This is a genomic window from Micromonospora taraxaci, from assembly GCF_007830095.1.
Classification (GTDB): Bacteria; Actinomycetota; Actinomycetes; order Mycobacteriales; family Micromonosporaceae; genus Micromonospora; species Micromonospora taraxaci.
In genome coordinates this window covers 3,328,208-3,353,024 of sequence record NZ_VIWZ01000001.1, presented here as the reverse complement: position 1 = coordinate 3,353,024, position 24,817 = coordinate 3,328,208, and the positions used below count along the sequence as shown (strand labels likewise).

The following is a 24,817-nucleotide window of genomic DNA, read 5'->3' as shown; positions in this document are numbered from 1 at the left end:
GGCAACACGCCCCGCCCGGGCCGGCGTCGTCAGCTCAGGCCGCTCGCCCACGGATAGGTCTTGAGGTACGGGTCCGGTACGACAGGCTTGCCGGAGTTCCACACCTCGGTGATCAGACCGTCCGCGCCGATCTTGCCGATCCGGGCGGTCTTGGCGATGTGCTGGGTCTTGCCGTCCACAGTGACCAGGCCCTCCGGCGCGTCGAAGGTGATCCCGTCGGACGCGCCGCGGACCTTCTCCACGTCGAAGGCGCCGGCCTTCTCGACCATCGCCTTCCACAGGTACACGGCGACGTACGCGGCCTCCATCGGGTCGCTGGTCGGCTTGTCCGCGCCGTACTTCGCCTTGTACGCGGCCACGAACTTCGAGTTCGCCGCCCCGGGGGTGGTCTGGTAGTAGTTCCAGGCGGTCAGCTGCCCCTCCAGGTACTGGGTGCCGATGCCCTTGACCTCCTCCTCGGCGATCGACACCGACACCACGGGCATGGCGGCGGCGGTCAGGCCGGCGGACTTGTACTCCTTGAAGAACGCCACGTTGCTGTCGCCGTTGAGCGTGTTGAAAACGGCGGCGGCCCCGGACGACTTGACCTTGTTGACGATGGTGCCGAACTCGGTGGATCCGAGCGGCGCGTAGTCCTCACCGAGAACTGTCATCCCGTTCGCGGTCGCGTACGCCTTGATGATTTTGTTGGCGGTGCGGGGAAAGACGTAGTCGCTGCCAACCAGATAGACCGACTTGACACCCTGCGCCTTGAGGTAGTCGAGGCCGGGAACGATCTGCTGGTTGGTCGTCGCACCGGTGTAGAAGATGTAGGGAGACTGTTCGAGCCCCTCGTACTGCACGGGGTAGAACAGCAGCGCCTTGTTCTTCTCGAACACCGGCTTGACGGCCTTGCGGCTGGCCGACGTCCAGCAGCCGAAGACGGCGGCGACCCGGTCCTCGGAGATGAGCTTCTCGGCCTTCTCGGCGAAGGTGGGCCAGTCGGAGGCACCGTCCTCACCGACCGGTTGGATCTTCTTGCCGAGGACGCCGCCGGCGGCGTTGATCTCCTCGACGGCGAGCATGATGGAGTCGCGGACGGTGACCTCGCTGATCGCCATGGTGCCGGAGAGCGAGTTGAGCAGGCCCACCTTGACGGTGTCGCCGGAGACGTCGGCGGTGACGCCGGACGCGGTGCCCGCGTCGGTGGTCTTGCTGCCGCACGCGGTCAACGCGGCCGCGGCGACAAGGGTCATGGCACCCGCCAGGATGCGGCGGCCGGGGAACAGTGACATCTACTCTCCCTGCGGTGCACTGAGGAAGTGGCGAAAGGACGGTCGGTGCGGTCCGGTGGAGCTGACGTGGGCGATGCCGGTCAGACGGGTGGACGTCGGCCCGGGGCATCGACTCGGATATGGGCACCGAAAGCGTCGACCGGCATCATTGCGCAAGTGTTTCCCGGTCCTTAATTGACTGTTTCCGCGCCGCCAGCCGGGCGCACACGAAAAAACGGCCGGCACCGTCGGAGAAACGGTTACGGCCGTTCAGAGAGGCTGGGAAAAAGAGTCACCACAATGGTCGGGAGACGATTTCACCGACCGGGGACGCGCATTGGCGGAATCCGACCCCGAGGGCAGATCCTTCACACAGGAAGTATTTTAGGTCCGGGTCGGGTGCGGCTGTCAAGGGTCCGGGCGGGCCGACTCAGAGCTGGGCGAGCACTGTGAAGTCGAGCCCGTCGGCCTCGGCAAGATAGATGCGCTGACGGACGTGCCGACCCCGCAGCCGCAACCGTCCGCGCGGCCCGTGGTACGCCACGGTGTCCGCTGCCGTCTCGATGGCCCGTACGTCGAGGGTGCGGGCCTGACCGATCAGCGCGGCGAGCAGCATCACGCCCTCGTAGCAGGACTCCCCCAGGCTGCCCAACGGCGGCGCCTCCACCCCGAAGCGGCGGGCGAAGTCGCCGTGGAAGTCCAGGTTCTCCTGGGTCACCAGACCGGCGAAGAAACCCGCTGTGCTGTACAACCGCCGCGTCGCGCCGGCACCGCTGGCCAGCAACATGTTCTCGTCCATCAGCGTGCTCAGGCGCAGGCAGCGCTGGTCCAGCCCGGAGCGGGCGAACGCCCGGTTGAACCGCACCGCGTCCGCACCGACCAGCAACATCAGCACCGCGTCCGCGTCGCTGTGCTCGATGCGCCGCAACACCTCGCCGAAGTCGTGCGCGTCCAACGGCAGGAAGTGCTGGCCCACCACCTGCCCGCCGCCGCGCACCGCGTACCGCTGGGCCGCCCGCGCCGTCCGGCGGGGCCAGACGTAGTCGTTGCCGACCACGAACCAACGACGCACCCGCTGCTCTCCTGCGAGCAGCCGCATCGCGGGCCACAGTTGGGCGTCCGGCGTCTCGCTGGTCAGGAAGACCCCTTCGGTACGCTCACCGCCCTCGTAGAGTGCGGTGTAGACGTACGGCACCCGGTGCGCGACACGGGGCGCCAGCGCCTGGCGCACCGACGAGATGTGCCACCCCGTCACCCCCTGCACGGCCCCCACCGACACCAACGCCTCGACCTCGGCGGCCACCTCGGCCGGAGGCGCACCGCCGTCGACCGGCACCAGCCGCAGCTCACGACCCAGCACGCCGCCACAGCTGTTGATCTCCTCCACCGCGAGCTGCGCGCACAGTTCACAGGTGGGGCCGAACATCCCGCCCGGCCCGCGCATGGGATAGACCAGCGCGATGCTGACCACGGCACTGTCGACGGTCAGCCACGGCGGTGCCGGAGCGGACATGAGCACATGATTGCCCGACCCACGACGGAAGGCCAGAGCTCACCACGGACCGGGACGACTCGGTACCATGGCGGGGCCACCGGACCAGGGAGTTGCATGTCAGACGTGCCCGGGGCGCCAGCCGACCTGCTGCGCTCGCTCACCCGCGCCGAACGGCTGCTCTCCCGCCGGCTGGGCGCCGTGCTGGCCGACGACGCGCTGACGATCGAGGCGTGGCGGGTGCTCTGCCTCCTCGCCGACGGCCAGGGTCACCCGATGAGCGAGGTGTCCGCCGAGGCGTCGCTGCCTCCTGGCACCCTCACCAAACTGGTCGACCACCTTGTCGACCGCAACCTCGTCTTCCGCCGGATAGACCCACTGGACCGTCGACGGATCCGCGCGTACCTCACGACGCGGGGCCGACGCGAGCACGAACGGCTCGACCAGCGGGTTCGGGCCAGCCTGGCCGAGCTGGGCATCCCGACGGGCACCGGCCTGGTCCAGCGGCTCGACGACCTGGTCGACCGCCTCGACCCGACGCGCCGTGGCGACCGCGCCGACGCGACCGGCTCACGCCGCTGACCCGCGCACCGTCTCGTCGGCTCACTCGACCTTGGTGAGCAGCGGTTTGCCCTTCTCCACGACGTACGTGGCCAGTTCGACGGCGACACCCCCGCCGACGTTCTTCGCCTGGTGGTGAACCCCGTACGGCACAGTGAGGGCGTCACCCACGTTGCACACCACGGGTGGTTGACCCTCGAGCGTGTACTCCAGCGATCCCTGGAGCACGCAGATGATCTCCTCGCCGGGGTGGAAGTGCTTGAACGGCGGCGAGTCCGGCGTGAACTCCACCCGACTCTGCACGACCTCACGCCCCGGAATGCTGAGATCGTGCCTCTGCAGGTCGACGCGCCACAGGCCCGGCGCTCCCTCCACCGCCGTCGGACTGATGCCCTCGGGTCGATCGTTCCCACTCATCACGGCCTCCTGTGCACCGTCGTGCGCGACCCGCAGTCGCGGGTGTTTTCGACCATATGGGGCGGCAGACCCGTCCCGGGCGAGGATGCCGAACACGAAGGCCCGGGACCGCACCTCCTCACGGGGTGAGATGGGCACGCAGGGTGTGCGCGTCCGGGGCGGTGGCGGTCCAGAGGGTCGCCGGTCCGCCGGCCAGCGGCAGTCGGGCGACGGTCCCGTCCACCGCCGCCGGCTCGACGGGTCGCGATTCGTCGACCACCAGCAACGAACCGGTGGCCGGCGCCCCACCGAGCACCGCGGGGCCGGCCCAGCCGGGCGCGTGCGGTCCCACCGCCAGGGACTGACGCAGCAGCGGCCGATCCGCGTAGTCGACCTGCGTGTGCACGACCGCGCCGCCGGGCGACTCGCCGTACCGACCGCAGACCAGCTCGTCGCGCCACCGCAGGCTCGACCCGGCGGCCAGTTCGACCCGGGATTCGGCGAGGTGCGCGCAGCCGGCCGCAGCGACCAACTGCTCGGGAAGCCAGTGCAGGGTGGCACCGGCGTGCACCACCGCCCGCACCGTCATCCGGGACACCGCACCCGGCCGGCCCGGCAGGGCGATCGCTGCGGCGACGGTGTGCACCCGCACCGCCGCGCCCGCTCCCACCTCGATCTCCAGCCGCAGATCGTCGCCGGCGAGCGGGCCGGCCGCCCCGCCGACGAGGTGCACCGTGGCGACACCACCGTCGGCGGGGGTCTGGCGCAGCAGGAGCGGCGTCTCGCCGCGCAGCTCGACCAGTGTCGTCCCGCCCCGGCCGTCGGCCCTGGCGACCAGCCGGGCGAGCGCACGCATCAGTGCGGCTCCACCGGCACGGCGAGCGGGTGCAGGGCGGCGTGGTGGGCCAACTCGTGCCGGATCCAGTCGGCGACGCGACTCGCCGTCGGGTCTCCCACGATGGACAGGAAGACGGTCGGCAGGTCGCCGCGCCGCGCCCGCGCGTCCCGGTCCATGACGGCGAGGTCGGCACCCACGAGCGGCGCCAGATCGGTCTTGTTGATGACGAGGAGGTCGGCGGCGCTGACTCCCGGGCCACCCTTGCGGGGCACCTTGTCCCCTCCGGCCACGTCCACCACGAAGATCTGCCGGTCGACGAGCCCTCGGCTGAAGGTCGCGGTCAGGTTGTCTCCACCGCTCTCCACCAGGACCAGGTCCAACGGGCCGACCGCCTCGGCCAGCTCGTCGACGGCGTCCAGGTTCGCGCCGATGTCGTCACGGATCGCCGTGTGCGGGCAGCAGCCTGTCTCCACCGCGCGGATGCGCGCCGGGTCCAGCACTCCGGCCCGTCGGAGGAAGTCGGCGTCCTCGGTGGTGTAGATGTCGTTGGTCACCACCCCGAGCCGCAGCTCGTCGGCGAAGGCACGGCAGAGCGCGGCCACCAGGGCCGTCTTGCCGGACCCGACCGGTCCGCCGATGCCGACCCGCAGGGCGCGGCCCGGACGCGGCAGCGGCGGGTGCGGATCCACCCCCGGCTCGGGATGGGTGTGTGGAACGGTCTCGTCGTGCGGCGCGGCGGTCGACAGCAGTGTGGTCGACTCGGCGGTGGGCACAGCGGTGTCAGGACGCAAAGAGACGCACCTCCCAGGTGGCATGGATTTCGGCATGGATGTCGGCGAGTGGAGCGGCGGCGGCCGGCAGCCGCTCCGGTGGACCGTCGGCGGCCCGCGCCGCTTCGGCGGCCGTGCCGTCGCAGGCGTCGGCGAGGCCGACCAGCAGGGCCTGGACGCGGTACGGGTCGAGGCCGAGCAGACGTACGCCGGCGCTGGCCGCCCCGGTCACCGTCCCGTAGGCGGCGACAGTGGCGGTGTCGAGGCGGGACAGCCCGGCCGCGGCGCAGAGCAGCCCGAGCACCAACGGTTGGTGCACTCCGCACGGTGTCGCGGGCAGGTCCCCGAACGGAGCGTCCGGCCAGATGGTCCGGCCGGCACGCAGCAGCGCCCGGCCCTGCCGGCGGGAAACCTCCCGCAGGGTCGGGGCGGCGGTACGCGCGTCCAGCTCCGCGTCGAGCTGAACCAACGCGCTCGACCGGGCCGCCTCGTCCGCACCGGCGCTCCCGGACACGGCGGCGCGGTGCGCGGCGGCCGCGAACGCCGCACCGACCAGACCCGCGGTGGCCAACCGTCCGGCCAGGAAGTCCTCCAACGTCGCCAGGTCGGTGACCCGGCCGGCGGCGACGGCCGCCTCCAGACCTCCGGAGTGCGCGTGCGCCCCGGCCGGGAAGCGCCCGTCGGCCACCAGCAACAGCAGACTCGGCGTCGCCATCAGAACAGGAAGTACCGCTGGGCCATCGGCAGGCGCGTCACCGGGTCCGGCTCCACCACCTGCCCGTCGATCCGCACGGTGAAGGTGTCCGGGTCCACCTCGATGCGCGGCATGGCGTTGTTCTCCGGCAGGTCGGCCTTGCCCCGCGAGCGCACGTCGTTGACCGGCACGACCCGACGTCGTACGTCCAGGCGCAGCCCCGCGTCCAGTGCCGCCGGCGCCACGAACGCCAGGCTGGTGGCCGCCGCCGCGGTACCGTACGCCCCGAACATCGGCCGGGGCAGCATCGGCTGCGGCGTCGGGATCGAGGCGTTCGCGTCACCCATCTGGGCGTACGCGATCATGCCGCCCTTGATCACCAGGTGCGGTCGTACGCCGAAGAACGCCGGATCCCACAGCACCAGATCGGCGAGTTTGCCCGGCTCGACCGAGCCGATCTCCCGTTCCAGCCCGTTCGCCATGGCCGCGCAGATGGTGTACTTCGCCACGTACCGCCGGGCCCGGTGGTTGTCGGCGGCGCCGTCGCCGGGCAGCGCGCCCACCCGGTCCTTCATCACGTGCGCGCTCTGCCAGGTCCGCAGGATCACCTCGCCGACCCGGCCCATCGCCTGCGCGTCCGAGCCGATGATGGAGATCGCGCCGAGGTCGTGCAGCAGGTCCTCGGCTGCCATGGTGGACGGCCGGATCCGGCTCTCCGCGAAGGCCAGGTCCTCCGGCACGGACGGGTTGAGGTGGTGGCAGACCATCAGCATGTCCAGGTGCTCGGCGAGGGTGTTGGCGGTGTACGGCCGGGTCGGGTTGGTCGACGACGGCAACACGTTCGGCTCGCTGGCGACCGTGATGATGTCCGGCGCGTGCCCGCCGCCGGCCCCCTCGGTGTGGTACGAGTGGATGGCCCGGCCCCCGATCGCCCGCAGGGTGTCGGCGACGAAACCGGCCTCGTTGAGCGTGTCGGTGTGGATCGACACCTGCACCCCGGACGCGTCCGCCACCCGTAGGCAGGCGTCGATCGCCGCCGGCGTGGTGCCCCAGTCCTCGTGCAGCTTGAAACCGCCCGCGCCGGCCCGCAACTGCTCCCACAGCGCCTCTTCCGAGACGGTGTTCCCCTTGCCGAGAAGCAGCACGTTGACCGGCATCGTGTCCAACGCCTCGTGCATCCGGGCCAGGTGCCATCCGTTCGGCGTGACGGTGGTCGCCCGCGTCCCCTCGGCTGGCCCGGTGCCGCCGCCGACGAGTGTGGTGATGCCACTGGCCAGGGCCTCGGTGACGATCTGCGGGCAGATGAAGTGCACGTGGGTGTCCACCGCGCCGGCGGTGAGGATCCGGCCGTTGCCGGCGATCACCTCGGTCGACGGGCCGATCACCAGGTCGGGGTGGACACCGGGCATGGTGTCCGGGTTGCCGGCCCGACCGAGCGCCACGATCCGTCCGTCGCGCAGCCCCACGTCGGCCTTGACCACACCCCAGTGGTCGAGCACCACCGCGCCGGTGATGACGGTGTCCAGTGCCCCTTCGGCGCGGGTAGCCCGGGACTGGCCCATCGACTCGCGGATCACCTTCCCGCCACCGAAGACCGCCTCGTCACCGCCGACGCAGTGATCGGTCTCCACCTCGATCAGCAGGTTGGTGTCGGCCAGCCGGATCCGGTCGCCGGTCGTGGGCCCGTACAGGTCGATGTAGCGGTCGCGCCGCACGGCGCTCACCGCGACGACCCGTCGGCCGGTGACCGGTCCAGCGGGCCGGCGCACTCGCCGCGCAGCCCCGGCACGATGCGCGCTCCGCCGAACGGGACGAGGTCGACGCTGCGGCTGATGCCCGGCTCGAACCGGACCGAGGTGCCCGCCGGCACGGCGAGCCGCTGCCCCCAGGCGGCGCCCCGGTCGAACGACAACGCCGGGTTGGCCTCGGCAAAGTGGTAGTGCGAGCCCACCTGCACCGGCCGGTCGGCGGTGTTGACCACGAGCACGGTGGTCACCGGGCGGCCCACGTTGATCTCGACCGGATCGGACGCCGGCAGGATCTCCCCTGGGATCACGGGATCGGGTGGTGCACCGTCACCAGCTTGGTGCCGTCCGGGAACGTCGCCTCCACCTGCACCTCCCTCAGCAGCTCGGGGATGCCGTCCTGGACGTCGTCGCGGCCGAGCACGGTCCGGCCGGCCGCCATCAGGTCGACCACGGACCGGCCGTCGCGGGCCCCTTCGAGCAGGAACGCGGTGATGATCGCGACGGCTTCGGGGTAGTTGAGGCGCAGGCCGCGCTCGCGGCGGGCGCGGGCGACATCAGCCGCCACGTGGACGAGCAGACGGTCCTGCTCGTGCGGGCTGAGGAACACGGGGCTTCTCCCGGTGGGATCGGCGTGCCCGGCTCGCCGTCGGCCCCGCAGGGAGCCGCGCCGGGCAGCAACACCCGGGGTACGAGCTGGAGTCACACGACCGCCGAGTCTCCCGCCGACGGGGCGACCCGGGACTCCACCATCCCGGCCCGCACGACGGGCAACCGGCGGTGTCCGGTCGGATGCGGACCGCACCGCCCACCGCTGAGCCGACCGTAGAGGATCACCACCGGCCGGGGCAACAGTCCGGGCGGAATCGCGTCGGGGTCTGGGTACCGGGGCTCATTCCGCTTCCGCGTCGTGCCGGGCATGATCGTCCGATGACGGCGACGAGGGGTACGCACGCACTGCTCGGTGTCCTGTTCCTGGCGGCGGCCACGGTCGGGGCCTGGCTGCTCTGGCTGGGCTGGGACAACGGGTACACGGTCGACGCGGAGACCGGTGCGACAAGCGGCCCGTACGAGGCGTGGCAGGTGCTCGGCTGTGTGCTGACGCTCGTTCTGCTGGCCGCGCTCGCCGGTAGACGACTCAGCCCGTGGCTGGTGGTGCCGGTGATGACAGTCGCCTTCACGGCGGCCTGGACGTGGCGGGCGGCGTCCACCGACGACAGCGGCCTGTGGGCCGTCGGGGCGGTGCTGGTGCTGGTCGGGATGGCCGCCGGCAGCACGGCGGTGAGCCTCACCGCGCGGCGGGTCGGCCGGCGCTCTCCCGACCGACCCGTCTAACTCCAGCCGCCGGGTCAGCGGCTCGCGACCGGCTCCGGCACCGCGCGGGGTGGCGCCGAACCGGCGAAGGGGACGTCGACGTGCTCCGTCGACTCCGGCTGCCCGTCGGGGTGCCGCCACAGCCCTCGGTCGCGCAGGATCGGCAGCACACCCTCGCCGAACCAGTACGCCTCCTCCAGGTGCGGATAGCCGGAGAGGACGAACTCGTCGATGCCGAGTGCGTGGTACTCGGCGATCCGGTCGGCGATCTCGGTGTGGCTGCCGACGAGTGCGGTGCCGGCCCCTCCCCGCACCAGTCCCACGCCGGCCCACAGGTTGGGCGCGACCTCCAGGCTGTCGCGGGATCCGCCGTGCAGGTCGAGCATCCGACGCTGCCCCTCCGACTCGCTGCGGCGCAGCCCCTCCTGCACGGCCCGGATGTCGGCCTCGGCGATGCCGTCGAGCAGGCGGCGGGCCTGCGCCCACGCCTCGTCGGCGGTGTCCCGGGCGATGACGTGCAGCCGGATGCCGAAGCGCAGGTCCCGCCCGACGTCGGCGGCCAGCGCCCGGACCCGGCCGACCTTCTCGGCGACCTGGGCCGGTGGCTCGCCCCAGGTGAGGTAGACGTCGCTGTGCCGCACGGCCACGGGCAGGGCGGCGGCGGACGAGCCACCGAAGTAGACCGGCGGGACCGGGTCCGGCAGCCGGTGCAGCCGCGCCTGCTCGACGCGCAGGTGGGTGCCCGTGTGGTCGACCGTCTCACCCCGCCACAGCGAGTGGACGACGTGCAGGAACTCGTCGGCCCGCGCGTACCGGGCGTCCTTGTCCAGGAAGTCGCCGTAGGCCCGCTGTTCCTGCGACTCGCCACCGGTGACCACGTTGAGCAGGAGGCGGCCCTTCGACAGCCGCTGGAAGGTCGAGGCCATCTGGGCGGCCAGGGTCGGGGACAGCAGACCGGGCCGGAAGGCGACCAGGAACTTCAGCCGCTCGGTCACCTCGCTCAGCATCGCGGTGGTCAGCCAGGCGTCCTCGCACCAGGCGCCGGTCGGGGTGAGCGCGCCGACGAACCCGAGCTGTTCGGCGGTGCGGGCGATCTGCCCGAGGTAGGCCACGCTGGCCGGGCGGGCGCCTCCGGCGGCGCCGGTCGGCACGCCGTGTCCGCCGCCGACGATGTCCCGGCTGTCGCCGTTGGTGGGCAGGAACCAGTGGAAGGTGAGGGTCATCGCGGCTCTTTCCTCCAGCGGGAGCGGTCGGCGCACGCGACGATGCGGCACCTCCTGAGGGGTGGGACGATCCCGCGGACAGCCTACCCATAAAACCTATCGGGTTAGTAGGCTACCTGCCACGGCGCCGACACCTGTCGATGCGCCTCCACCCGCATGCCCGACCGAGGAGCCGCCATGCCCATCCCGTCGACGAGTCGCCTCCCGCGCCGCCGCCTCCTGACGGCCGCGCTCACCACAGTGGCGCTGCTCGCCACGGTCACGGTGAGCGCGTGCGGCGGGTCCGCCGATGCCGGCGGCACCGCGAGCAAGCTCCGGATCGGCTACCAGCGCTTCGGCGGGCTGAGCCTGGTCAAGGCGCGCGGCGCGGCGCCGAACGTGGAGTGGTCGCTGTTCGAGAGCGGCCCGGCGCTCACCGAGGCGCTCAAGGCCGGCTCCATCGACATCGGACAGGTCGGCGAGGCACCACCGGTCTTCGCCGCAGCCGGGAAGATCCCGTTCTCCATCATCGGCACGTCGGCGCCGATCCCGCAGGGTGAGGCCGTGCTGGTCAAAGCCGATCGCGGCTACCGCAGCTTCGCCGACCTCAAGGGCAGGACGGTGGCCCTCAACAAGGGGTCCAACGTGCACTGGCTGCTGGTCCAGCTCTTGAAGGCGAACAACATGACCCTGAAGGACATCCAGGTCAAGTACCTCAAGCCCGCCGAGGGGCGGCCCGCGTTCGACGGCGGCCAGGTCGACGCCTGGGTGATCTGGGATCCGTACTTCGCCCTGGCCGAGCAACCCGGGGTCCAGGTGCTCGCCGACGCCACCAACCTGGCCAGCAACCGTGAGTACGTCCTGGCCGCACCCGACGCGGTCGAGAAGAGGTCGGACGACATCCGGGAGTTCCTCCAGCGCTACCGCGAGGTGACCGACTGGGGCATCGCCCACCCCGAGGAGCGGGCCAGCACCCTCGCACCAGAGCTGAAGATCCCGCAGGACGTCACCAGCCGCGCCCTGGCCCGCAGCGCCAAACCCCTCGCCCCGGTCACCCCGGCCATCGGCGACGAACTCCAGGCGATCACCGACAGCTTCATCGCCCTCGACCTCATCCCCGGGCCGGTCGACATCCGGTCCCGGGTCGACGGCCGGTTCAACGAGGTGTTCCAGTGAGCCGTACGACACTGGTCGAGGCGCCCAGCGAGACAGTGGCAGTGCCACCTGTCGCGCCCCGGCGGCAGCGGCCGGCCCGACGCTGGTGGCGGCTGGTCAGCCCGGTGGCCCTGGTCCTGGGCTGGGAGATGGCCGCGCGGACCGGGCTGCTGGCACCGGAGAAGCTGCCAGCGCCCAGCGACGTCCTGGCCACCGGCTGGCGACTGAGCCGGGACGGCACACTCGGCATCCACCTGCTGGACTCCCTCACCCGGGCCGGGGCGGGCCTGCTGATCGGCGGCCTGCTGGCGCTCGCCCTGGGCACAGTGGCCGGGCTGCTGCGGCTCGGTGACGACCTGGTCGACCCGCCGGTGCAGATGGCCCGGATGCTGCCCCACCTGGGCCTGGTCCCGCTGCTGATCATCTGGGTCGGGATCGGCGAGTCACTGAAGATCAGTCTGGTGGCCCTCGGCGCGTTCTTCCCCATCTACTTCAACACCTACGCCGGCATCCGGGACATCGACGAACGGCTGGTGGAGGCGGCCCGCACCTGCGGGCTGGGGCAGGCCGCCCGCCTGCGCCACGTGGTGCTGCCCGGCGCACTGCCGTCCCTCTTCCTCGGCCTACGGCTGGCGATCGGCGCGGCCTGGCTCAGCCTGGTCGTCGGTGAGCAGGTCAACGCCCAGACCGGGATCGGCTTCCTGATGATGGAGGCGCGGGAGTTCAGCCAGACCGACGTGGTGGTGCTCGGCCTGCTCGTCTACGCCCTGCTCGGGCTGATATCCGACAGTGCGCTGCGCATCCTGGAGAGGAGGATGTTGACATGGCGTCGCGGACTGCGGGCCACCTGAACGGCGCGACGCCGGTGCTGACCGCTCACGCGGTGCACCGGGCGTTCGGGCCGACTGTCGTGCTGGCCGGGGTCGACCTGACCATCGCGCGCCGCGAAGTGGTCGCCCTGCTGGGCGGCAGCGGCTCCGGCAAGAGCACCCTCCTGCGGATTCTCGCCGGGCTGGACGGCGAGGCCAGCGGTCAGATCGTCGTGCACGGCACCGCCGCTGTGGTGTTCCAGGAGCACCGTCTGCTGCCCTGGAAGCGGGTCGCGGCCAACGTCGGGCTCGGGCTGTCGGGTGCGGACATCTCCGGGCGCATCCAACGGGCGTTGGCCGAGGTCGGGCTCGCCGAGCGGCACCACGCCTGGCCGGCCGAGCTGTCCGGCGGGCAGGCACAACGGGTGGCCGTCGCACGAGCGCTGGTCCGCGAGCCGGACCTGCTGCTGCTCGACGAGCCGTTCGGCGCCCTGGACGCGCTGACCCGCCTGCGGATGCAGATCCTGCTGCGCCGACTCCGCGCCGAGCACGGCTTCGCCGCACTGCTGGTCACCCACGACGTGGAGGAGGCGCTGCTGCTCGCCGACCGGATTCTGCTCCTCGACGAGGGCCGCATCGCCGCGGAACTGCCCGTCGACCTCGGCCCCACCCGTACGCCGGACGACCCGGCCTTCGGCGCGCTGCGCCGCCACCTGCTCGACCGACTCGGCGTTCCCACCACCTGACGAGCGGAGCTGTGATGACCCGCTGGACCCCCGATCCCACGTTCTACCCCTCCCCCCGCGAGGCGGTGACCGCGCCGGCGGAGAAGCTCGCCTACGTGGCGGCCTTCGACCGTACGGCCAGCCGTCCGGACGCCATCGTGGTGCTGGACACCGACCCCGACTCCCCCGACTACGGTCGGGTCGTGGGCTGGACCGACCTGCCCCACGTCGGCGACGAGCTGCACCACTTCGGGTGGAACGCGTGCAGCAGCGCGCTCTGCCCGACCGCTCCGCACCCGCACGTGGAGCGGCGCTACCTGATCGTGCCCGGCCTACGGTCGTCGCGCATCCACGTGATCGACACCCAGCCCGACCCGCGCCAGCCCCAGGTCGTCAAGGTGATCGGCCCGGAGGAGCTGGCGAAGAGGGCCGGCTACTCCCGGCCGCACACAGTGCACTGTGGGCCGGACGGCATCTACCTCTCCGCTCTCGGCGGCGCGGACGGCGAGGAGGGGCCCGGAGGCATCGCCGTCCTCGACCACACCACCTTCGAGGTACGCGGAGCGTGGGAGGCCGACCGGGGCCCGCAGTTCCTCGCGTACGACGTGTGGTGGCACCTCACCCAGGACGTGCTGGTCACCAGCGAGTGGGGCACCCCGTCGATGATCGAGGACGGCATCATCGGCGAGTTGCTGCTGGGCCGGCGCTACGGGCACGCCATCCACTTCTGGGACCTCGCGAAACGCCGGCACGTCCAGCGGGTCGACCTGGGCGACCAGTACCAGATGCCGCTGGAGCTGCGTCCGGCGCACGACCCCACCAAGTCGTACGGGTTCGTCGGGGTGGTCATCAGCGTCGAGGACCTGTCCGCGTCGATCTGGCTGTGGCACCGCGACGGCGACGCCTGGGCGGTCACCAAGGTGATCGACATCCCGGCTGAGCCGGCCGATCCGGCGGACCTGCCCGACCTGCTCAAGCCGTTCGGCGCGGTGCCACCGCTGGTGACCGACATCGACCTGTCGGTCGACGACCGGTTCCTCTACGTCTCCTGCTGGGGCACGGGTGAGCTGCGCCAGTACGACGTCAGCGACCCGCTTCACCCGGTGCAGACCGGCTCGGTGCACCTCGGCGGGATCGTCCGCCGCACCGCTCACCCGTCCGCGCCGGACGAGGCCCTGGCCGGTGGTCCGCAGATGGTGGAGGTCAGCCGCGACGGCCGGCGGGTCTACGTCAGCAACTCGCTCTACGGGGCGTGGGACGACCAGTTCTACCCCGACGGGGTGGGTGCCTGGCTGGCCAAGCTCGACGTCGACGTGGACGCCGGTGGCCTCACCCCCGACGTGCGGTTCTTCCCGCACGGGGACGAGTTCCGGGGCCTGCGGGTGCACCAGACGCGCTTGCAGGGTGGGGACGCGTCCTCCGACTCGTACTGCTTTCCGTGACCGTCACCGCCCTGGCGACGCTCGCCGTGCTCGGCGCGTTCCACGGTCTGAACCCGGCGATGGGGTGGCTGTTCGCGGTGGCCCGGGGCCTCCAGGAGCGCAGCCGGTCGGCGCTGCTGCGGGCACTGCCGCCGATCGCGGCGGGGCACCTCGCCTCGGTGGGGATCGTCGCCGCGCTGGTCAGCGCGACCCGTTCGGTGACGGCGAGCACCGCTCTCGCGGTGGCCGGCGGCGTGCTGCTGGTGGCCTTCGGGCTGTGGCGGTTGCTCTCCGAGCGGCACTTCCGCTGGGCGGGGATGCGGCTGTCCGCGGCGCAGCTCGCCGGCTGGTCGTTCCTCATGTCGTCGGCGCACGGCGCGGGGCTGATGCTGCTGCCGCTGCTGGTGGCCGAGCCGGTGTCCGGGGGTCACTCCGGGCACCTGGCCGCCGCGCCGGTGGGTGCGCTGACCGGGCTCGCGGCGGCCGGCGTGCACACCGTGGCGATGCTCGGGACCGCAGTGGTCGTGGCGATGCTGGTCTACCAGGTGCTCGGGGTCGGGGTGCTGCGCCGGGCGTGGTTCAACGTCGACCGGCTCTGGGCCGGGGTGCTGGTGGCCGCCGGGCTGGTCACGCTGCTGCGGGCGTGACCGACCATCGTGGACGGACGCGAATCGTGATCTGATGACCGCATGATCTCTCCGACTCCCCTCATGCACCTGGTGGCCGGTGTGTGGGGGTTCAAGACCCTCGCGGTCGGCGTCGAGCTGGGCCTGTTCACCCGGCTGGCCGGCGGGCGGACGATGACCGTCGAGGAAGCCTCCGCCGAGTTCGGCCTGCCCGACCGGCCCGCGGACCTGCTGCTGGCCGCCAGCGCGTCGCTCGGCCTGTTGGAGAAGGCCGGCGACGGCTACCGCAACTCCGAGTTGGCCGAGCAGTTCCTGGTCGAGGGCCGCCCGTACTACTTCGGGGCGCAGGTCCGCTACTCGGACCTGCGCACCTACCTGCCCTGGCACCGCATAGGCGAGGCGCTGCGCACGGATCGGCCGTTGACCTGGGACCCGGAGGCCCAACAGTCGATGTTCGACACCGCCGACCCGGAGATGCTGGCGCAGTTCTGGGACGCGATGTTCTCCACGTCCAGCTTCACCGCCAGCGCGCTGGCCGACGCCTACGACTTCTCCGCGCACCGCCGGCTTCTCGACGTCGGTGGCGGGGCCGGCGCGTTCCCGATCGAGTTCTGCCGCCGCCTGCCCGACCTGCGGGCCACCGTCCTGGACCTGCCCCACGTGTGCGTCCGGGCCCGGGAGCGGATCGCGGAGGCCGGCCTGACCGGGCGGATCGACGCGGTGGCCGGTGACTTCCTCGCCGACCCGGCGCTGCCGGAGGGGCACGACGTCATCCTGCTCAGCATGATCCTGCACGACTGGGACGAGCCGACGAACCGGGCGTTGTTGGCCCGCTGCCACGCGGCGTTGCCACCGGGCGGGGCGATCGTCGTCTGCGAGCTGCTGCTCAACGACGAGCGCACCGGGCCACCGGAGGCGGCCCTCATGGGCATGAACATGCTGGTTGAGACCGAGGGCGGTCGAAACTACTCGGGCGCCGAGTACGCCGCCTGGCTCACCGACGCGGGCTTCGTCGACGTACGGACGGTCCCGTTCGACGCGCCCGGCGCCAACGGCGCGGTGGTGGCCCGCCGGGCCTGACCGACGACGACACCCGGCCCCGGTGCGAACCGTGGGCCGGGTGTCGCGGCGCCGTCACGGCGCTGGTGTCCGATCGGCTACCGGGACGGGTCAGGCGCGAGCCTTGGCGGGCTGCTTCATGAAGTCCATGATCGCCTTGTTGACCTCGTCGGCGTGGGTCCACGGGATGCCGTGCGGCGCGCCCTTGAGCGTGACGAGCGTGCCGGTCGGCATCATCGGCCCGAGCCGCTGACCGGTCACCGGGTAGGGCAGCACCCGGTCCTGGTCACCCTGGACGATCAACACCGGAATGTTGATCTTCGGCAGGTCCTGGCGGAAGTCCTCCTGCCAGGCGTCCACGCTGTCGTGGGTGGCCTTGCCGGAGGCCATCGCGCCGATCTGCCAGTGCGCCCGGTACGCCTCCTCGCTGACCCGCTTACCCATGTTCTGGTCCGGGTTGAAGAACGCGTCGCAGAAGGACGTCAGGTAGGCGAAGCGGTCCTTGAGGATGGCGTCCTGGAAGCCCTTGAAGAGGCTCCGCTCGACACCCTCCGGGTTGTCGCTCGCCTTTGCCAGCATCGGTTGCAGCGGGCTCAGCACAACGGCCCGACTCACGCGCTGCGAGCCGTAGTTGCCCAGGTAGCGAATGACCTCGCCGGTGCCCATCGAGTGACCGATCAGGGTCACGTCGTTCAGGTCCAGCTCGGTCATCAACACGTCCAGGTCCGCCGCGAACGTGTTGTAGTCGTACCCGAACGCCGGCTGGGCGGAGTTACCGTAACCGCGGCGATCGTAGGTGATCGTCCGGTATCCGGCGTTGAGCAGCGCGGTTGTCTCCTTCTCCCAGGTCGCGCCGTTGAACGGGAAGCCGTGGATCAGCACCACCGGCTTACCGGAACCGTGGTCCTCGTAGTAAAGGTCGATGGGCGCGGAGTTTTCCGTCCCCACGGTGATGAAAGGCATGTTTGACTCCTGCTCCGGTCTGGGCTGTCGGACGCCCCGCGCTTTCCCGCCCGGTCGCGAGATATGCCGTCCACCGTGGGCCCCTCCCCGGACCCACTCGCCATCGACATTTATCGACGCCGCCGATACGCTCGCCGGTAGGAAAGTTTCGGCGTACGGGAGGTGGGCATGCCCCGACGATTGCGTCCGGCGGCTGCGGCGTTGGCCATCGGAGCGACAACGGCCGCGCTGGCCGCGACGCCGGCCCAGGCCGAACCGGTGGTGCCCCGGCACGCCATCGTGGTCTGCCAGAGCGCCAGCTTCTACGCCAACTACGACTCTGCCGGCGGGCCCACCGGCCTCAAGCGCACCCTGGTCTACGGCAACAAGATCGGCCACACGCCAGGCGCGCACCCGGTCTACAACGGATGGGCGGCGTCGTTCGACTTCGGCCCCAACGACTGGGGCTACCTGCGCGCCGAGTGCATCGGCGGGTACGACTCATGGTGAGACGACGACTGATTGCTTGCCTGCTGGCCGGGGTCGTGGCCGCGACGCTCGCCCTGCCGAGCCCCGCCCACGCCGCCAACGGCACGATCGGCCAACGCGAGACGGTGTGCGCGAGTGACCTGTTCGTCCGCACCCAACCCGTCGGCGCCTGGATGGGCACCCTCTACCAGGGTCAGACGTTCCTGGTCGAGGGTCCGCGCAGTGGCGGCTACGTCTACGGCTTCGCCTACGGGCACATCAACCGGCGAGGTTGGGTGCAGGACGGCTGGTTCTGCTGACGGCCGGGCCGGGCGCCGCCCGTCAGCGGGTGAGGCCGACCAGCGTCGCCAGTCGCGCCACGCCGGCCGGCGCCGGCTGCGACCGGGCAACGTCGGCGATGACGGTACGCGCCAACGACCGGCTCCGAACCTCAGCCGGCGCGACACTGTCCGCGTCGACCAAGGCGCGCGCCGCCCCACGCAGGTCGCCTACCTGGAGGTACGCCCGAGCGACCTCGACCAGGTACGCACCCCGATACTCGGCCGGCAACCGCCACCACCCCTCCCGCCGCACCACGGCCGAGTGCCTCCGTAACGCCTCGACGGCGTCACCCCGTTGCGCCGCCACCAGCACCCGTGCCAGCTCGACGGCGACCGGCCCGAAGCTGGTGCGGTGCGCATCGTCGTACCCCCGAAGGTTTGCGGCGACGCCCGCAGCCCGCTCGGTCAGTTCGTCGGCACGGTGGTGCTCGCCGCAGCCGGCGGCAGCGAGCGCGGCCTGAACCAGCAGCGTCCCACCCACCGCCCACTCCCCCGGCGCCTGCTGCCGCCCGTGCACCCCCGCCCCGACCCGGTGATCATGGGGTTGACGGGCGCTTTGATCTCCCCCGGACCCGCCAACCTCATGATCACCGGGAGAAGGCGGGGGTGGGAGGAGGCGGTTGGCGGGCGGGAGCAGGGCGGCCAGGGCCAGGTGGTCTCGGTTCTGCGCGCGGAGCGCCTGGCCTACCGAGATGGTCGCTGCTGCCGCGAGGAGCGCGTCGTTTCCGGCGGCAGCCATGGCGCGGTCGGCGGCCAGCCAGCCGAGGTCGGCTTCGCCGAGCTTGACCAGTAGCGACGAGGTGATCCGGTACGTCTGCACCAGCAACTCCGGTGACCGCGCGGCCTGAGCCGCGTCGAGCAAACCCGGCAGCACCCGCACCAACTGTCCGTAGTGCGCATGCTGGTAGGTCAACCAGGCGCAGCCGACCTGCCTTCTCAGCTCGTCGGGCGGCTGTGCCGGGGCCCGCGGGTTGTCGTAGCGGGCCAGCGCGGCCCGAATGTCGTCCACCCCGTCCGGCGGGCTCGCCGGGGTGCTGCGCTGCTGGCCAAGCAACACCTCCGGGTCGACCCGCAGGACGTGGGCCAACTCCTGGATCACCGAGTACCGATCCAGGGTGCGCACACCCCGCTCCACCTTGTCCACCCAGCTCTTCGACCTCCGCAGCCGGTCCGCGAGCATCTGCTGCGTCATAGACCGCCGCACCCGCCATCGGGCGACCCGTCGGCCGATCGGGAGGTCATCGCTGCTCACGCCGCCACCGCCGGTCCGGGACCGCACGGGTCGTGTCCTCCACGGGTACGCGCTCCGCCTCGGCCTGAGCCAGGAGACGCTGCTTGGCAGCCTCCCGCTCGGCCGCCTCACATTGCTCGCCTCTGCTCGTCGGCTCGTCGCCTTGCATGCCCACCTCCGTCAGCCGGTGCCGACGCTTGGACTCGCCGAGCTTCGGCGAGGGCTCTCTCGTCCTGTCTGGATGACCTCTCCTGTGGAACCAGGCTCCGCCGATTGGTAGTGACAACTTCACCGCGAGTCACGGACGACTGGGGACATCCTTGCTAGGCTGATTCGTCCCCATGCCGTCCCCCAAGCCACTGAGCAGGAGACGCGATGCCGAACGACCGTCTTCGCAACGGCATGCTCAAGAACGGTCTGACGGCATCGGCGCTGGCCGAAAAGCTGGGTGTCGACCCAAAAACTGTCGAGCGCTGGGTGACACAGACCCGCAACCCGTACCCGCGCTATCGCCACACGATCGCCGAACTGCTGAACGAGAGTGAGTCGTACCTCTGGCCAGATGCCCTTCCGACGCAACGAGCCGTGCAGATCAGCCAGTCGGAACTTGTCCACATCTACCCTCGCCGCGGAGCGGTTCCCACCGACCTTTGGCAGCGGCTCCTAGAGCACGCCACCCGACAGGTCGGCGTCCTGGTCTACGGAGGACTGTTCCTGCCCGAGTTCAACCACCGCTGGATCGCAACGCTCCGCGAGAAGGCTTTGGCTGGGGCGCAGGTGGAGTTGCTATTCGGCGACCCGGACGGCGAGCACATCGCCGAGCGTGGAGACGCCGAGGGCATCGGCCCGGCGATGTCCAACAAGATCCTGAACGCGTTGGCGTTCTACAAGGACTTACGGGACTTGGACAACGTCGGGATCTACTACCACGACACCATCCTGTACAACTCCATCTACCGCTTCGACGACGAGATGCTGGTCAACACCCACCTCTACGGCACGCCGGCCGCGTACGCGCCAGTGCTGCACCTGCGGCGCCTTGGCGGCGGGGACCTGTTCGACAGTTACGTCGCCAGCTTCAACCGAGTGCTCGGCAAGAAGCGGGCCGTCTGGCCCGAACACTGAGTCGCAGGTGGTGAGAGGCTGAGGACATGGCCCGGACCGAGCACTACAACAATCCGAACGCCCCGAAGCCGAACAGCATCGTCGTCGCGGTTACCGTCTTCGTTCAGGACGAGCAGGGACGGGTGCTACTCATCCAGCGCACCGACAACGGCTTGTGGGCACTACCCGGCGGCGCCCAGGACTTCGGCGAGTACATCGCCGAGACGGCCGTACGGGAGACGCGCGAAGAAGCCGGCGTCGAGGTGGAGGTGACCGGTTTGGTCGGGGTCTACTCCAACCCGAACCATGTGGTCGAGTACAACGACGGTGAGGTAAGGCAGCAGTTCTCGATCTGCTTCCGCGCCCGATACTCGAGCGGAGCGCCAACGACTAGTGACGAGTCTTCGGCAGTGCAATGGGTCGCCCGCGACGGGCTGGCCGAGCTATCAATCCACCCATCGATGCGGCTCCGCATCCAGCATGGCTTTGTAGGAGAAAACCAGCCCTACATCGGTTGAGCGACCATCCGGTCCTGCGTCCGACGTACGGCTTCGACCAACGCTGCCTCGGCCTTCCGCCAGAACCCCGTGACTAGGTGATCGGGGCCGTATCGCTCACGGATCTCGGCCAGCCGCTCCTTGGTGGTCAGATCCTGGCCGTCGGGTCCGGTGGTCATGTCCGCGTACCAGAGCGCATCAGAGGCGGATGACTCCTCTAGGGGAAACTCTGCGGCTAGGACCGCACCCAACCCTCGCTCATGCGCTTCGTAGGAAGCACACGAATGATGTGCAACGAGACCGGCCAGGCGCCGGCCAAACCCTTGCCGGAGTAACCAGCGTGCCCCATCCAGCGAGTGGAACCCGGTGTCGGCAATTTCCACCGCATAGCCGATGTCGTGTAGCCAAGCGGCAGCGTGAAGGATGGCGGCGTCATCGCCGACCAGTGCTCTAAGACCTTCAGCCTTAGCCGCGACAGCCTCCACATGAGACCAACGGCGCGGCAAACTGAGGGCTAGGTACTGCTCGGCAACCTGTCTTGCGCGCACAACAGCGTCAACCACCCTGCCAGGGTACGGCCTTCCCTGACTACTGGTCTATAGCATCGGATCTTGCTCGGTGAGAAAGATGCCCGTTGATCACGACTTCTGTCGTGGAATTACGCGGAAGATTGTTGGAAAGCTCTTGAATCAAAGTTGGCAGTTGTGCGCCCCGATAGTATTGCACCTTATGCCCGCGAGTGAGTTCGCGCCATTTGTTCGATCGCACTCTCTCCAAGGTGAAGATGGCAATTTCCAAACGTCGCAAAGAAGGCAATGATCGAAGTGTGCGCAATGCCCCAAACTCTATTTTCGGGTAGCTATATTCGAGTCCGGCAGACAATACAACGTCTCGCAGGTCATCATCCGCCACGACAACGCGCAGCGTTTCCAATTCTGCCATCGTTCGCAGAATCTCTAGTTCTGTCGGTGAAGGCCACCCGGACACCGAGAGCTCACGCAAACTTCGGAGATGACTGACTGCAGCAACACTAGCGCGCCGCCAGTTCTGCTCCTTATTGGAGCCGGAGAAACTTGCCCAGGCTAGATCTCGATGCACATAGTCAATCGCAGAAGCCATCCATGGCGAGGCGAGCAAATCTATTCGCTCCACGGCGCAGGTTGCTGCAAGCAACTTGACGTCCTTGGCGACCATCGCCTGATCTATAGTTAAACGTCGAAGTTTTGGTAGTGTGTTCAATGCTTCTATACATTTCTCGACACTCGAGACGTGCTGGATTCCTAGCACAGCGACCTCTTCGAGTTCTAAACCCGAGATGCTTGATATTCCGTCAGCTAAATTGGACCTGAAAAGTATAAGACTCCGAAGCAATTCGCATTTTCGTACGAAATTAAGGTCACTCAGACTTGCCGGACCCAACATTATCGTCCTCAATGCTGGGTGGCCACTAAGCTGGTGAAGGGAATCTGACACTCCCTCAATTAATATGTCTGTGAGTGCAGGAAGTTTCGCGGCCGATCGAAGTTGCCGCTCAGTGCGCACGTGAACCGTAACGTCGTCTAGCCGCATACCGTTTAAGACGGTTTCCGAATAGGCTTCGACGGCAGCATCGGGCCAATCCGCCGCCAGCTTTCCTCGAATGGCTCGGCTGTTTGACCGTCCAATTCTCGCGAGAACCGGCAACGTATCTTCGATATCGAAGCGATTCACAGCGTCGATCAACAGCGTGCCTTCCCTGTCGGTCAACGAGGTCGGATCAGGGATGACGTCAAGAATCACCTCGCCAGCCGCAGCGACTAGATCGACCTGCCTCTCGTCTTCGGGCACGACCAGGCGTGAGGCCTTTTCTCTAACGGTTTCAACCAACTCCGGGTCCAACGCACCGGGGTGTTCCAGGCAGGAAACCGCTAACAGATACAAGGGCCGACGAATCTCCTCAACCCTGTCGCCGCGCTCAAGTAAGCCTCTGATTATTCTTTCACGCTCATCTCGCCGGCCGTGACCTATCGCCATGACGATCACCTCCCTCCAGTGATCCTCATGTGCGTGAAGGAGCATCGAGTCGATATCGCCCTCGTCGAGAATGGCGCGTGCCGCCAGGTACTCCTGAAATGTCTTGTGAAGGAAGTCGACAACTCCGACTACGGGTTCGCGCAAGACCCCGGATCGGAGCAAGAGGAAGTCGAGCACATCCGCAGGCTTAGCGTCCACGTACGGCATGGCTTGCATATATCGAGATATCCTCGCAGCCGCGGCGCCGCGGTCACAGTCCGACCAGCCGTTCCGCACCAACCAGTATGCAAGCTGGCCAAGAAGCGCCTCTTGGTCCTGCTGAGAAAGCGTTAGCCGGTCCGCGCTTATACCTCTGGCTTCGTCGCGCCGGACGAGAAGCATTTCAAGTGCCGCGCTGTAGAGGCCCATGCGATCCTGGGGCAACTGTCGATAACGTTCTAGGTGAAGGGCGCAAATCAGAGCACACAGCAGAGGATTCGTTGCGAGTCGCCGCAAATCACGACGGCGAGCAAGTTTCTCTAGCAGCTCGGTTTCGTACATCTTGATCGATTGGCTGGTGTCATCTCGGACAGCAGTGATTGCCGTGTGCCATTGACCTACGAAAGTTCGAACGTCTGCGGCACCCATCGGAAGCAGCATGAAGGTCTCGAAGCCGTCGGGAACGAGAACCTTGCCGTCTACGGCCGGAGGCCGTGAGGTGATGACATAGGTCGCGTCCGGGTACGTGACGACCAAGTCGTGTAGCCAGATCCAGACGTCTCCTCGCCTACTGCGCGGCAACTCATCAACGCCGTCAATAAGGATAAGGGCTCGGCCAGATCGCATAACGGAGGCCATCCATGTCGAAGGCGCCTCGTAGGATAGCGCTGGAGCAACCTCGCGTGGAAAAAGAGCTGGGGAAGGCAGATCCTGCAGGGCATACCGCCGGAGTGGCACCAGAAAAGGAATGGCTCCGACCCATCCGACTGGAAGGTTCTGTGGAGCCTGTACGGAATTGACAGCAAGCCACTGGAGGAGGGTGGTTTTGCCTGATCCTGCTTCTCCGCGAATTAGTACCCTTTTGGCGTCGGCTAGTGCCTCATGAACCCTAAGTCGGTCAGCGCTAACCCGGCCACCTCGTGCTACCGATTCGGGCGCGGCATGAAGACTGAGGTAGGCGGTGCTGAGAGAGTAGGCGTCGCTGTGCCTAAGAGTCACCCCGAACAACTGGAGACTATCAAGCTTTTCAAGCACCAGGTCGAGATATCGCCGCTCGAAGTCCTCGATCACCTGCGGCTCGGTGGTGACGGCTAGGTCCTTCACCGATGAAGCGATTTCGCCAGTTCGGCGAATAAGCTCCAGCTGTATTCGCCGCGTAAACTCGGGCTGCCGACTAACGAACTCGACGATTTGCCACGAACACTCTCGAAGGATTCGTTCGTACGCCATCGATTGACTCTCGTTAAGCGCAGCTCTGTCGATGCGCCCATGGTCTTGTTCGCGGCACTCTCGATAGAGGCGCTCCGGATCCAGGTCCATCGCAATAAGCATCGTCGCGGTAATCGGAGATATCTGGGCAAGAGTTTCGGAGGCGGCACTCACTGCGGCTTCCCATTCTTCGCCCGCCAGGTCACCGAATTCGATCTCATGAACCGCAGTCAGCGTTGCCCCTACCTGCTCGGCAAGCTTCTTGCTCAACGCGCGGGTCAGGTTGCCAACTCTTCGCCCCGGTAGTTTCACCCGCCCCTCTGGATATAGGGGCTTTGCCACTGATCCGGCTCCAACCGGCCGTTCTATGGCCGCTCGCACAAGCGTGCCGATCACAGGTCCAAGGAGCTTGGAAAGGTCCACCATGAAACCTCCAGCTGCTTCGGCTGTGGGTTCAGTCATTGTGCCCTATCGGGTCCAGCAAGTCACTCCACACCCGGAACACACTAAAAGGATAGATTTGGTCCATCCTTCCGTAGTTGCCCGGTGAAGACTTTCTGTACGAGATCAAGGCAGCCCACTTCGCAGGCCGCTCGCGCCGCCGAACAGGCCAGGTCGATGGTCCGCCGCCGCGCCTCTGGCATTCGGCCGCCAGCGCGACGGTGACAGCCCACCGGCGCCGCGACATTCGAAGAAGCCCCGGGCCGCCACGATCGCTGGCAGTTTCGGGGCATCAAGTGGTGAAGACACAGGC

At 68.8% G+C, this 24,817-nt stretch carries 26 protein-coding genes; 12 read left to right on the top strand and 14 right to left on the bottom strand.

What is annotated here, in order from left to right:
- Nucleotides 1–29: 29 nt before the first annotated feature.
- Together urtA and FHU34_RS15340 are read right to left on the bottom strand one after the other, a co-directional pair.
- Nucleotides 30–1,274 carry an urea ABC transporter substrate-binding protein gene (gene urtA / locus FHU34_RS15345; RefSeq protein ID WP_145780991.1) on the bottom strand — a complete coding sequence of 415 codons (1,245 nt, stop codon included), beginning with the start codon at nucleotides 1,272–1,274 and terminating at the stop codon, nucleotides 30–32.
- A 409-nt stretch (nucleotides 1,275–1,683) separates the two neighbouring features.
- Entirely contained in the window at nucleotides 1,684–2,766 is a 1,083-nt protein-coding gene (locus FHU34_RS15340; RefSeq protein ID WP_145780989.1) for a substrate-binding domain-containing protein, read from the bottom strand.
- 96 nt (nucleotides 2,767–2,862) lie between these two features.
- Here FHU34_RS15340 and FHU34_RS15335 point away from each other — a divergent pair, with 96 nt between their 5' ends.
- Complete coding sequence (locus FHU34_RS15335; RefSeq protein WP_145780986.1) at nucleotides 2,863–3,327, top strand: MarR family winged helix-turn-helix transcriptional regulator; 465 nt, start codon at nucleotides 2,863–2,865, stop codon at nucleotides 3,325–3,327.
- Between the two features lie 21 nt (nucleotides 3,328–3,348).
- On the opposite strand, the gene FHU34_RS15330 is transcribed toward FHU34_RS15335, so the two are convergent.
- The 7 genes from FHU34_RS15330 to FHU34_RS15300 form a co-directional block, all read right to left on the bottom strand.
- Nucleotides 3,349–3,723: a cupin domain-containing protein gene (locus FHU34_RS15330; protein ID WP_145780984.1), complete on the bottom strand. Its 375-nt coding sequence runs from the start codon at nucleotides 3,721–3,723 to the stop codon at nucleotides 3,349–3,351.
- Between the two features lie 118 nt (nucleotides 3,724–3,841).
- Nucleotides 3,842–4,558: an urease accessory protein UreD gene (locus FHU34_RS15325; RefSeq protein ID WP_145780982.1), complete on the bottom strand. Its 717-nt coding sequence runs from the start codon at nucleotides 4,556–4,558 to the stop codon at nucleotides 3,842–3,844.
- Nucleotides 4,558–5,331: an urease accessory protein UreG gene (gene ureG, locus FHU34_RS15320; RefSeq protein WP_425280528.1), complete on the bottom strand. Its 774-nt coding sequence runs from the start codon at nucleotides 5,329–5,331 to the stop codon at nucleotides 4,558–4,560. The genes FHU34_RS15325 and ureG overlap by 1 nt, the downstream gene beginning before the upstream one ends.
- Nucleotides 5,321–6,025 carry an urease accessory protein UreF gene (locus FHU34_RS15315; RefSeq protein ID WP_145780980.1) on the bottom strand — a complete coding sequence of 235 codons (705 nt, stop codon included), beginning with the start codon at nucleotides 6,023–6,025 and terminating at the stop codon, nucleotides 5,321–5,323. The genes ureG and FHU34_RS15315 overlap by 11 nt, the downstream gene beginning before the upstream one ends.
- Entirely contained in the window at nucleotides 6,025–7,728 is a 1,704-nt protein-coding gene (locus tag FHU34_RS15310; RefSeq protein WP_145780977.1) for an urease subunit alpha, read from the bottom strand. The genes FHU34_RS15315 and FHU34_RS15310 overlap by 1 nt, the downstream gene beginning before the upstream one ends.
- On the bottom strand, nucleotides 7,725–8,060 hold the full coding sequence (locus tag FHU34_RS15305) for an urease subunit beta (RefSeq protein ID WP_145780974.1): 336 nt from the start codon (nucleotides 8,058–8,060) through the stop codon (nucleotides 7,725–7,727). Before FHU34_RS15305 ends, FHU34_RS15310 begins: the two co-directional genes overlap by 4 nt.
- A complete protein-coding gene (locus FHU34_RS15300; RefSeq protein WP_088989237.1) occupies nucleotides 8,057–8,359 on the bottom strand; it encodes an urease subunit gamma in 303 nt (100 codons plus the stop codon). The genes FHU34_RS15305 and FHU34_RS15300 overlap by 4 nt, the downstream gene beginning before the upstream one ends.
- A 320-nt stretch (nucleotides 8,360–8,679) precedes the next feature.
- Between FHU34_RS15300 and FHU34_RS15295 the strand changes: the two genes are divergently transcribed.
- Nucleotides 8,680–9,084: a hypothetical protein gene (locus FHU34_RS15295; RefSeq protein ID WP_145780972.1), complete on the top strand. Its 405-nt coding sequence runs from the start codon at nucleotides 8,680–8,682 to the stop codon at nucleotides 9,082–9,084.
- 14 nt (nucleotides 9,085–9,098) lie between these two features.
- On the opposite strand, the gene FHU34_RS15290 is transcribed toward FHU34_RS15295, so the two are convergent.
- On the bottom strand, nucleotides 9,099–10,286 hold the full coding sequence (locus tag FHU34_RS15290; RefSeq protein ID WP_145780970.1) for an LLM class flavin-dependent oxidoreductase: 1,188 nt from the start codon (nucleotides 10,284–10,286) through the stop codon (nucleotides 9,099–9,101).
- 177 nt (nucleotides 10,287–10,463) lie between these two features.
- Between FHU34_RS15290 and FHU34_RS15285 the strand changes: the two genes are divergently transcribed.
- From FHU34_RS15285 to FHU34_RS15260, 6 genes are read left to right on the top strand one after another with little or no spacing between them, the layout of a single operon-like run.
- Nucleotides 10,464–11,441 carry an aliphatic sulfonate ABC transporter substrate-binding protein gene (locus FHU34_RS15285; protein ID WP_145780968.1) on the top strand — a complete coding sequence of 326 codons (978 nt, stop codon included), beginning with the start codon at nucleotides 10,464–10,466 and terminating at the stop codon, nucleotides 11,439–11,441.
- Nucleotides 11,438–12,271 carry an ABC transporter permease gene (locus tag FHU34_RS15280; protein WP_145780966.1) on the top strand — a complete coding sequence of 278 codons (834 nt, stop codon included), beginning with the start codon at nucleotides 11,438–11,440 and terminating at the stop codon, nucleotides 12,269–12,271. Before FHU34_RS15285 ends, FHU34_RS15280 begins: the two co-directional genes overlap by 4 nt.
- Nucleotides 12,244–12,975 carry an ABC transporter ATP-binding protein gene (locus FHU34_RS15275; RefSeq protein ID WP_145780963.1) on the top strand — a complete coding sequence of 244 codons (732 nt, stop codon included), beginning with the start codon at nucleotides 12,244–12,246 and terminating at the stop codon, nucleotides 12,973–12,975. The genes FHU34_RS15280 and FHU34_RS15275 overlap by 28 nt, the downstream gene beginning before the upstream one ends.
- 14 nt (nucleotides 12,976–12,989) lie before the next feature.
- Nucleotides 12,990–14,396 (top strand): selenium-binding family protein, encoded by a 1,407-nt coding sequence (locus FHU34_RS15270; RefSeq protein WP_145780960.1) that lies wholly within the window; start codon nucleotides 12,990–12,992, stop codon nucleotides 14,394–14,396.
- Nucleotides 14,393–15,022: a hypothetical protein gene (locus FHU34_RS15265; protein ID WP_145780959.1), complete on the top strand. Its 630-nt coding sequence runs from the start codon at nucleotides 14,393–14,395 to the stop codon at nucleotides 15,020–15,022. Before FHU34_RS15270 ends, FHU34_RS15265 begins: the two co-directional genes overlap by 4 nt.
- 42 nt (nucleotides 15,023–15,064) lie before the next feature.
- Nucleotides 15,065–16,081, top strand: coding sequence for a methyltransferase (locus FHU34_RS15260; RefSeq protein WP_145780957.1), 1,017 nt, complete (start codon nucleotides 15,065–15,067; stop codon nucleotides 16,079–16,081).
- 90 nt (nucleotides 16,082–16,171) lie between these two features.
- Here FHU34_RS15260 and FHU34_RS15255 read toward each other — a convergent pair whose 3' ends face one another.
- Entirely contained in the window at nucleotides 16,172–17,023 is an 852-nt protein-coding gene (locus FHU34_RS15255; RefSeq protein WP_145780955.1) for an alpha/beta fold hydrolase, read from the bottom strand.
- 168 nt (nucleotides 17,024–17,191) lie between these two features.
- Between FHU34_RS15255 and FHU34_RS15250 the strand changes: the two genes are divergently transcribed.
- Both FHU34_RS15250 and FHU34_RS15245 read left to right on the top strand, forming a co-directional pair.
- Entirely contained in the window at nucleotides 17,192–17,512 is a 321-nt protein-coding gene (locus FHU34_RS15250; protein ID WP_145780953.1) for a hypothetical protein, read from the top strand.
- The gene (locus FHU34_RS15245) at nucleotides 17,506–17,790 is read left to right on the top strand and encodes a hypothetical protein (RefSeq protein ID WP_145780950.1); all 285 of its coding nucleotides are present in this window, start codon (nucleotides 17,506–17,508) and stop codon (nucleotides 17,788–17,790) included. The genes FHU34_RS15250 and FHU34_RS15245 overlap by 7 nt, the downstream gene beginning before the upstream one ends.
- A 22-nt stretch (nucleotides 17,791–17,812) precedes the next feature.
- Here the strand turns inward: FHU34_RS15245 and FHU34_RS15240 are convergent, their stop codons facing one another.
- The gene (locus tag FHU34_RS15240; RefSeq protein ID WP_145780948.1) at nucleotides 17,813–19,063 is read right to left on the bottom strand and encodes a helix-turn-helix domain-containing protein; all 1,251 of its coding nucleotides are present in this window, start codon (nucleotides 19,061–19,063) and stop codon (nucleotides 17,813–17,815) included.
- Nucleotides 19,064–19,417: 354 nt separating this feature from the next.
- On the opposite strand from FHU34_RS15240, the gene FHU34_RS15235 reads away from it, so the two are divergent.
- On the top strand, nucleotides 19,418–20,167 hold the full coding sequence (locus FHU34_RS15235) for a helix-turn-helix domain-containing protein (protein WP_145780947.1): 750 nt from the start codon (nucleotides 19,418–19,420) through the stop codon (nucleotides 20,165–20,167).
- A 26-nt stretch (nucleotides 20,168–20,193) separates the two neighbouring features.
- Nucleotides 20,194–20,664 (top strand): NUDIX hydrolase, encoded by a 471-nt coding sequence (locus FHU34_RS15230; RefSeq protein WP_145780944.1) that lies wholly within the window; start codon nucleotides 20,194–20,196, stop codon nucleotides 20,662–20,664.
- Here the strand turns inward: FHU34_RS15230 and FHU34_RS15225 are convergent.
- Both FHU34_RS15225 and FHU34_RS15220 read right to left on the bottom strand, forming a co-directional pair.
- Nucleotides 20,652–21,206 (bottom strand): HD domain-containing protein, encoded by a 555-nt coding sequence (locus FHU34_RS15225; protein WP_145780942.1) that lies wholly within the window; start codon nucleotides 21,204–21,206, stop codon nucleotides 20,652–20,654. The two genes, FHU34_RS15230 and FHU34_RS15225, sit on opposite strands and share 13 nt — an antisense overlap.
- Before the next feature lie 25 nt (nucleotides 21,207–21,231).
- Nucleotides 21,232–24,525 carry an NACHT domain-containing protein gene (locus FHU34_RS15220; protein WP_145780940.1) on the bottom strand — a complete coding sequence of 1,098 codons (3,294 nt, stop codon included), beginning with the start codon at nucleotides 24,523–24,525 and terminating at the stop codon, nucleotides 21,232–21,234.
- Nucleotides 24,526–24,817 lie beyond the last annotated feature (292 nt).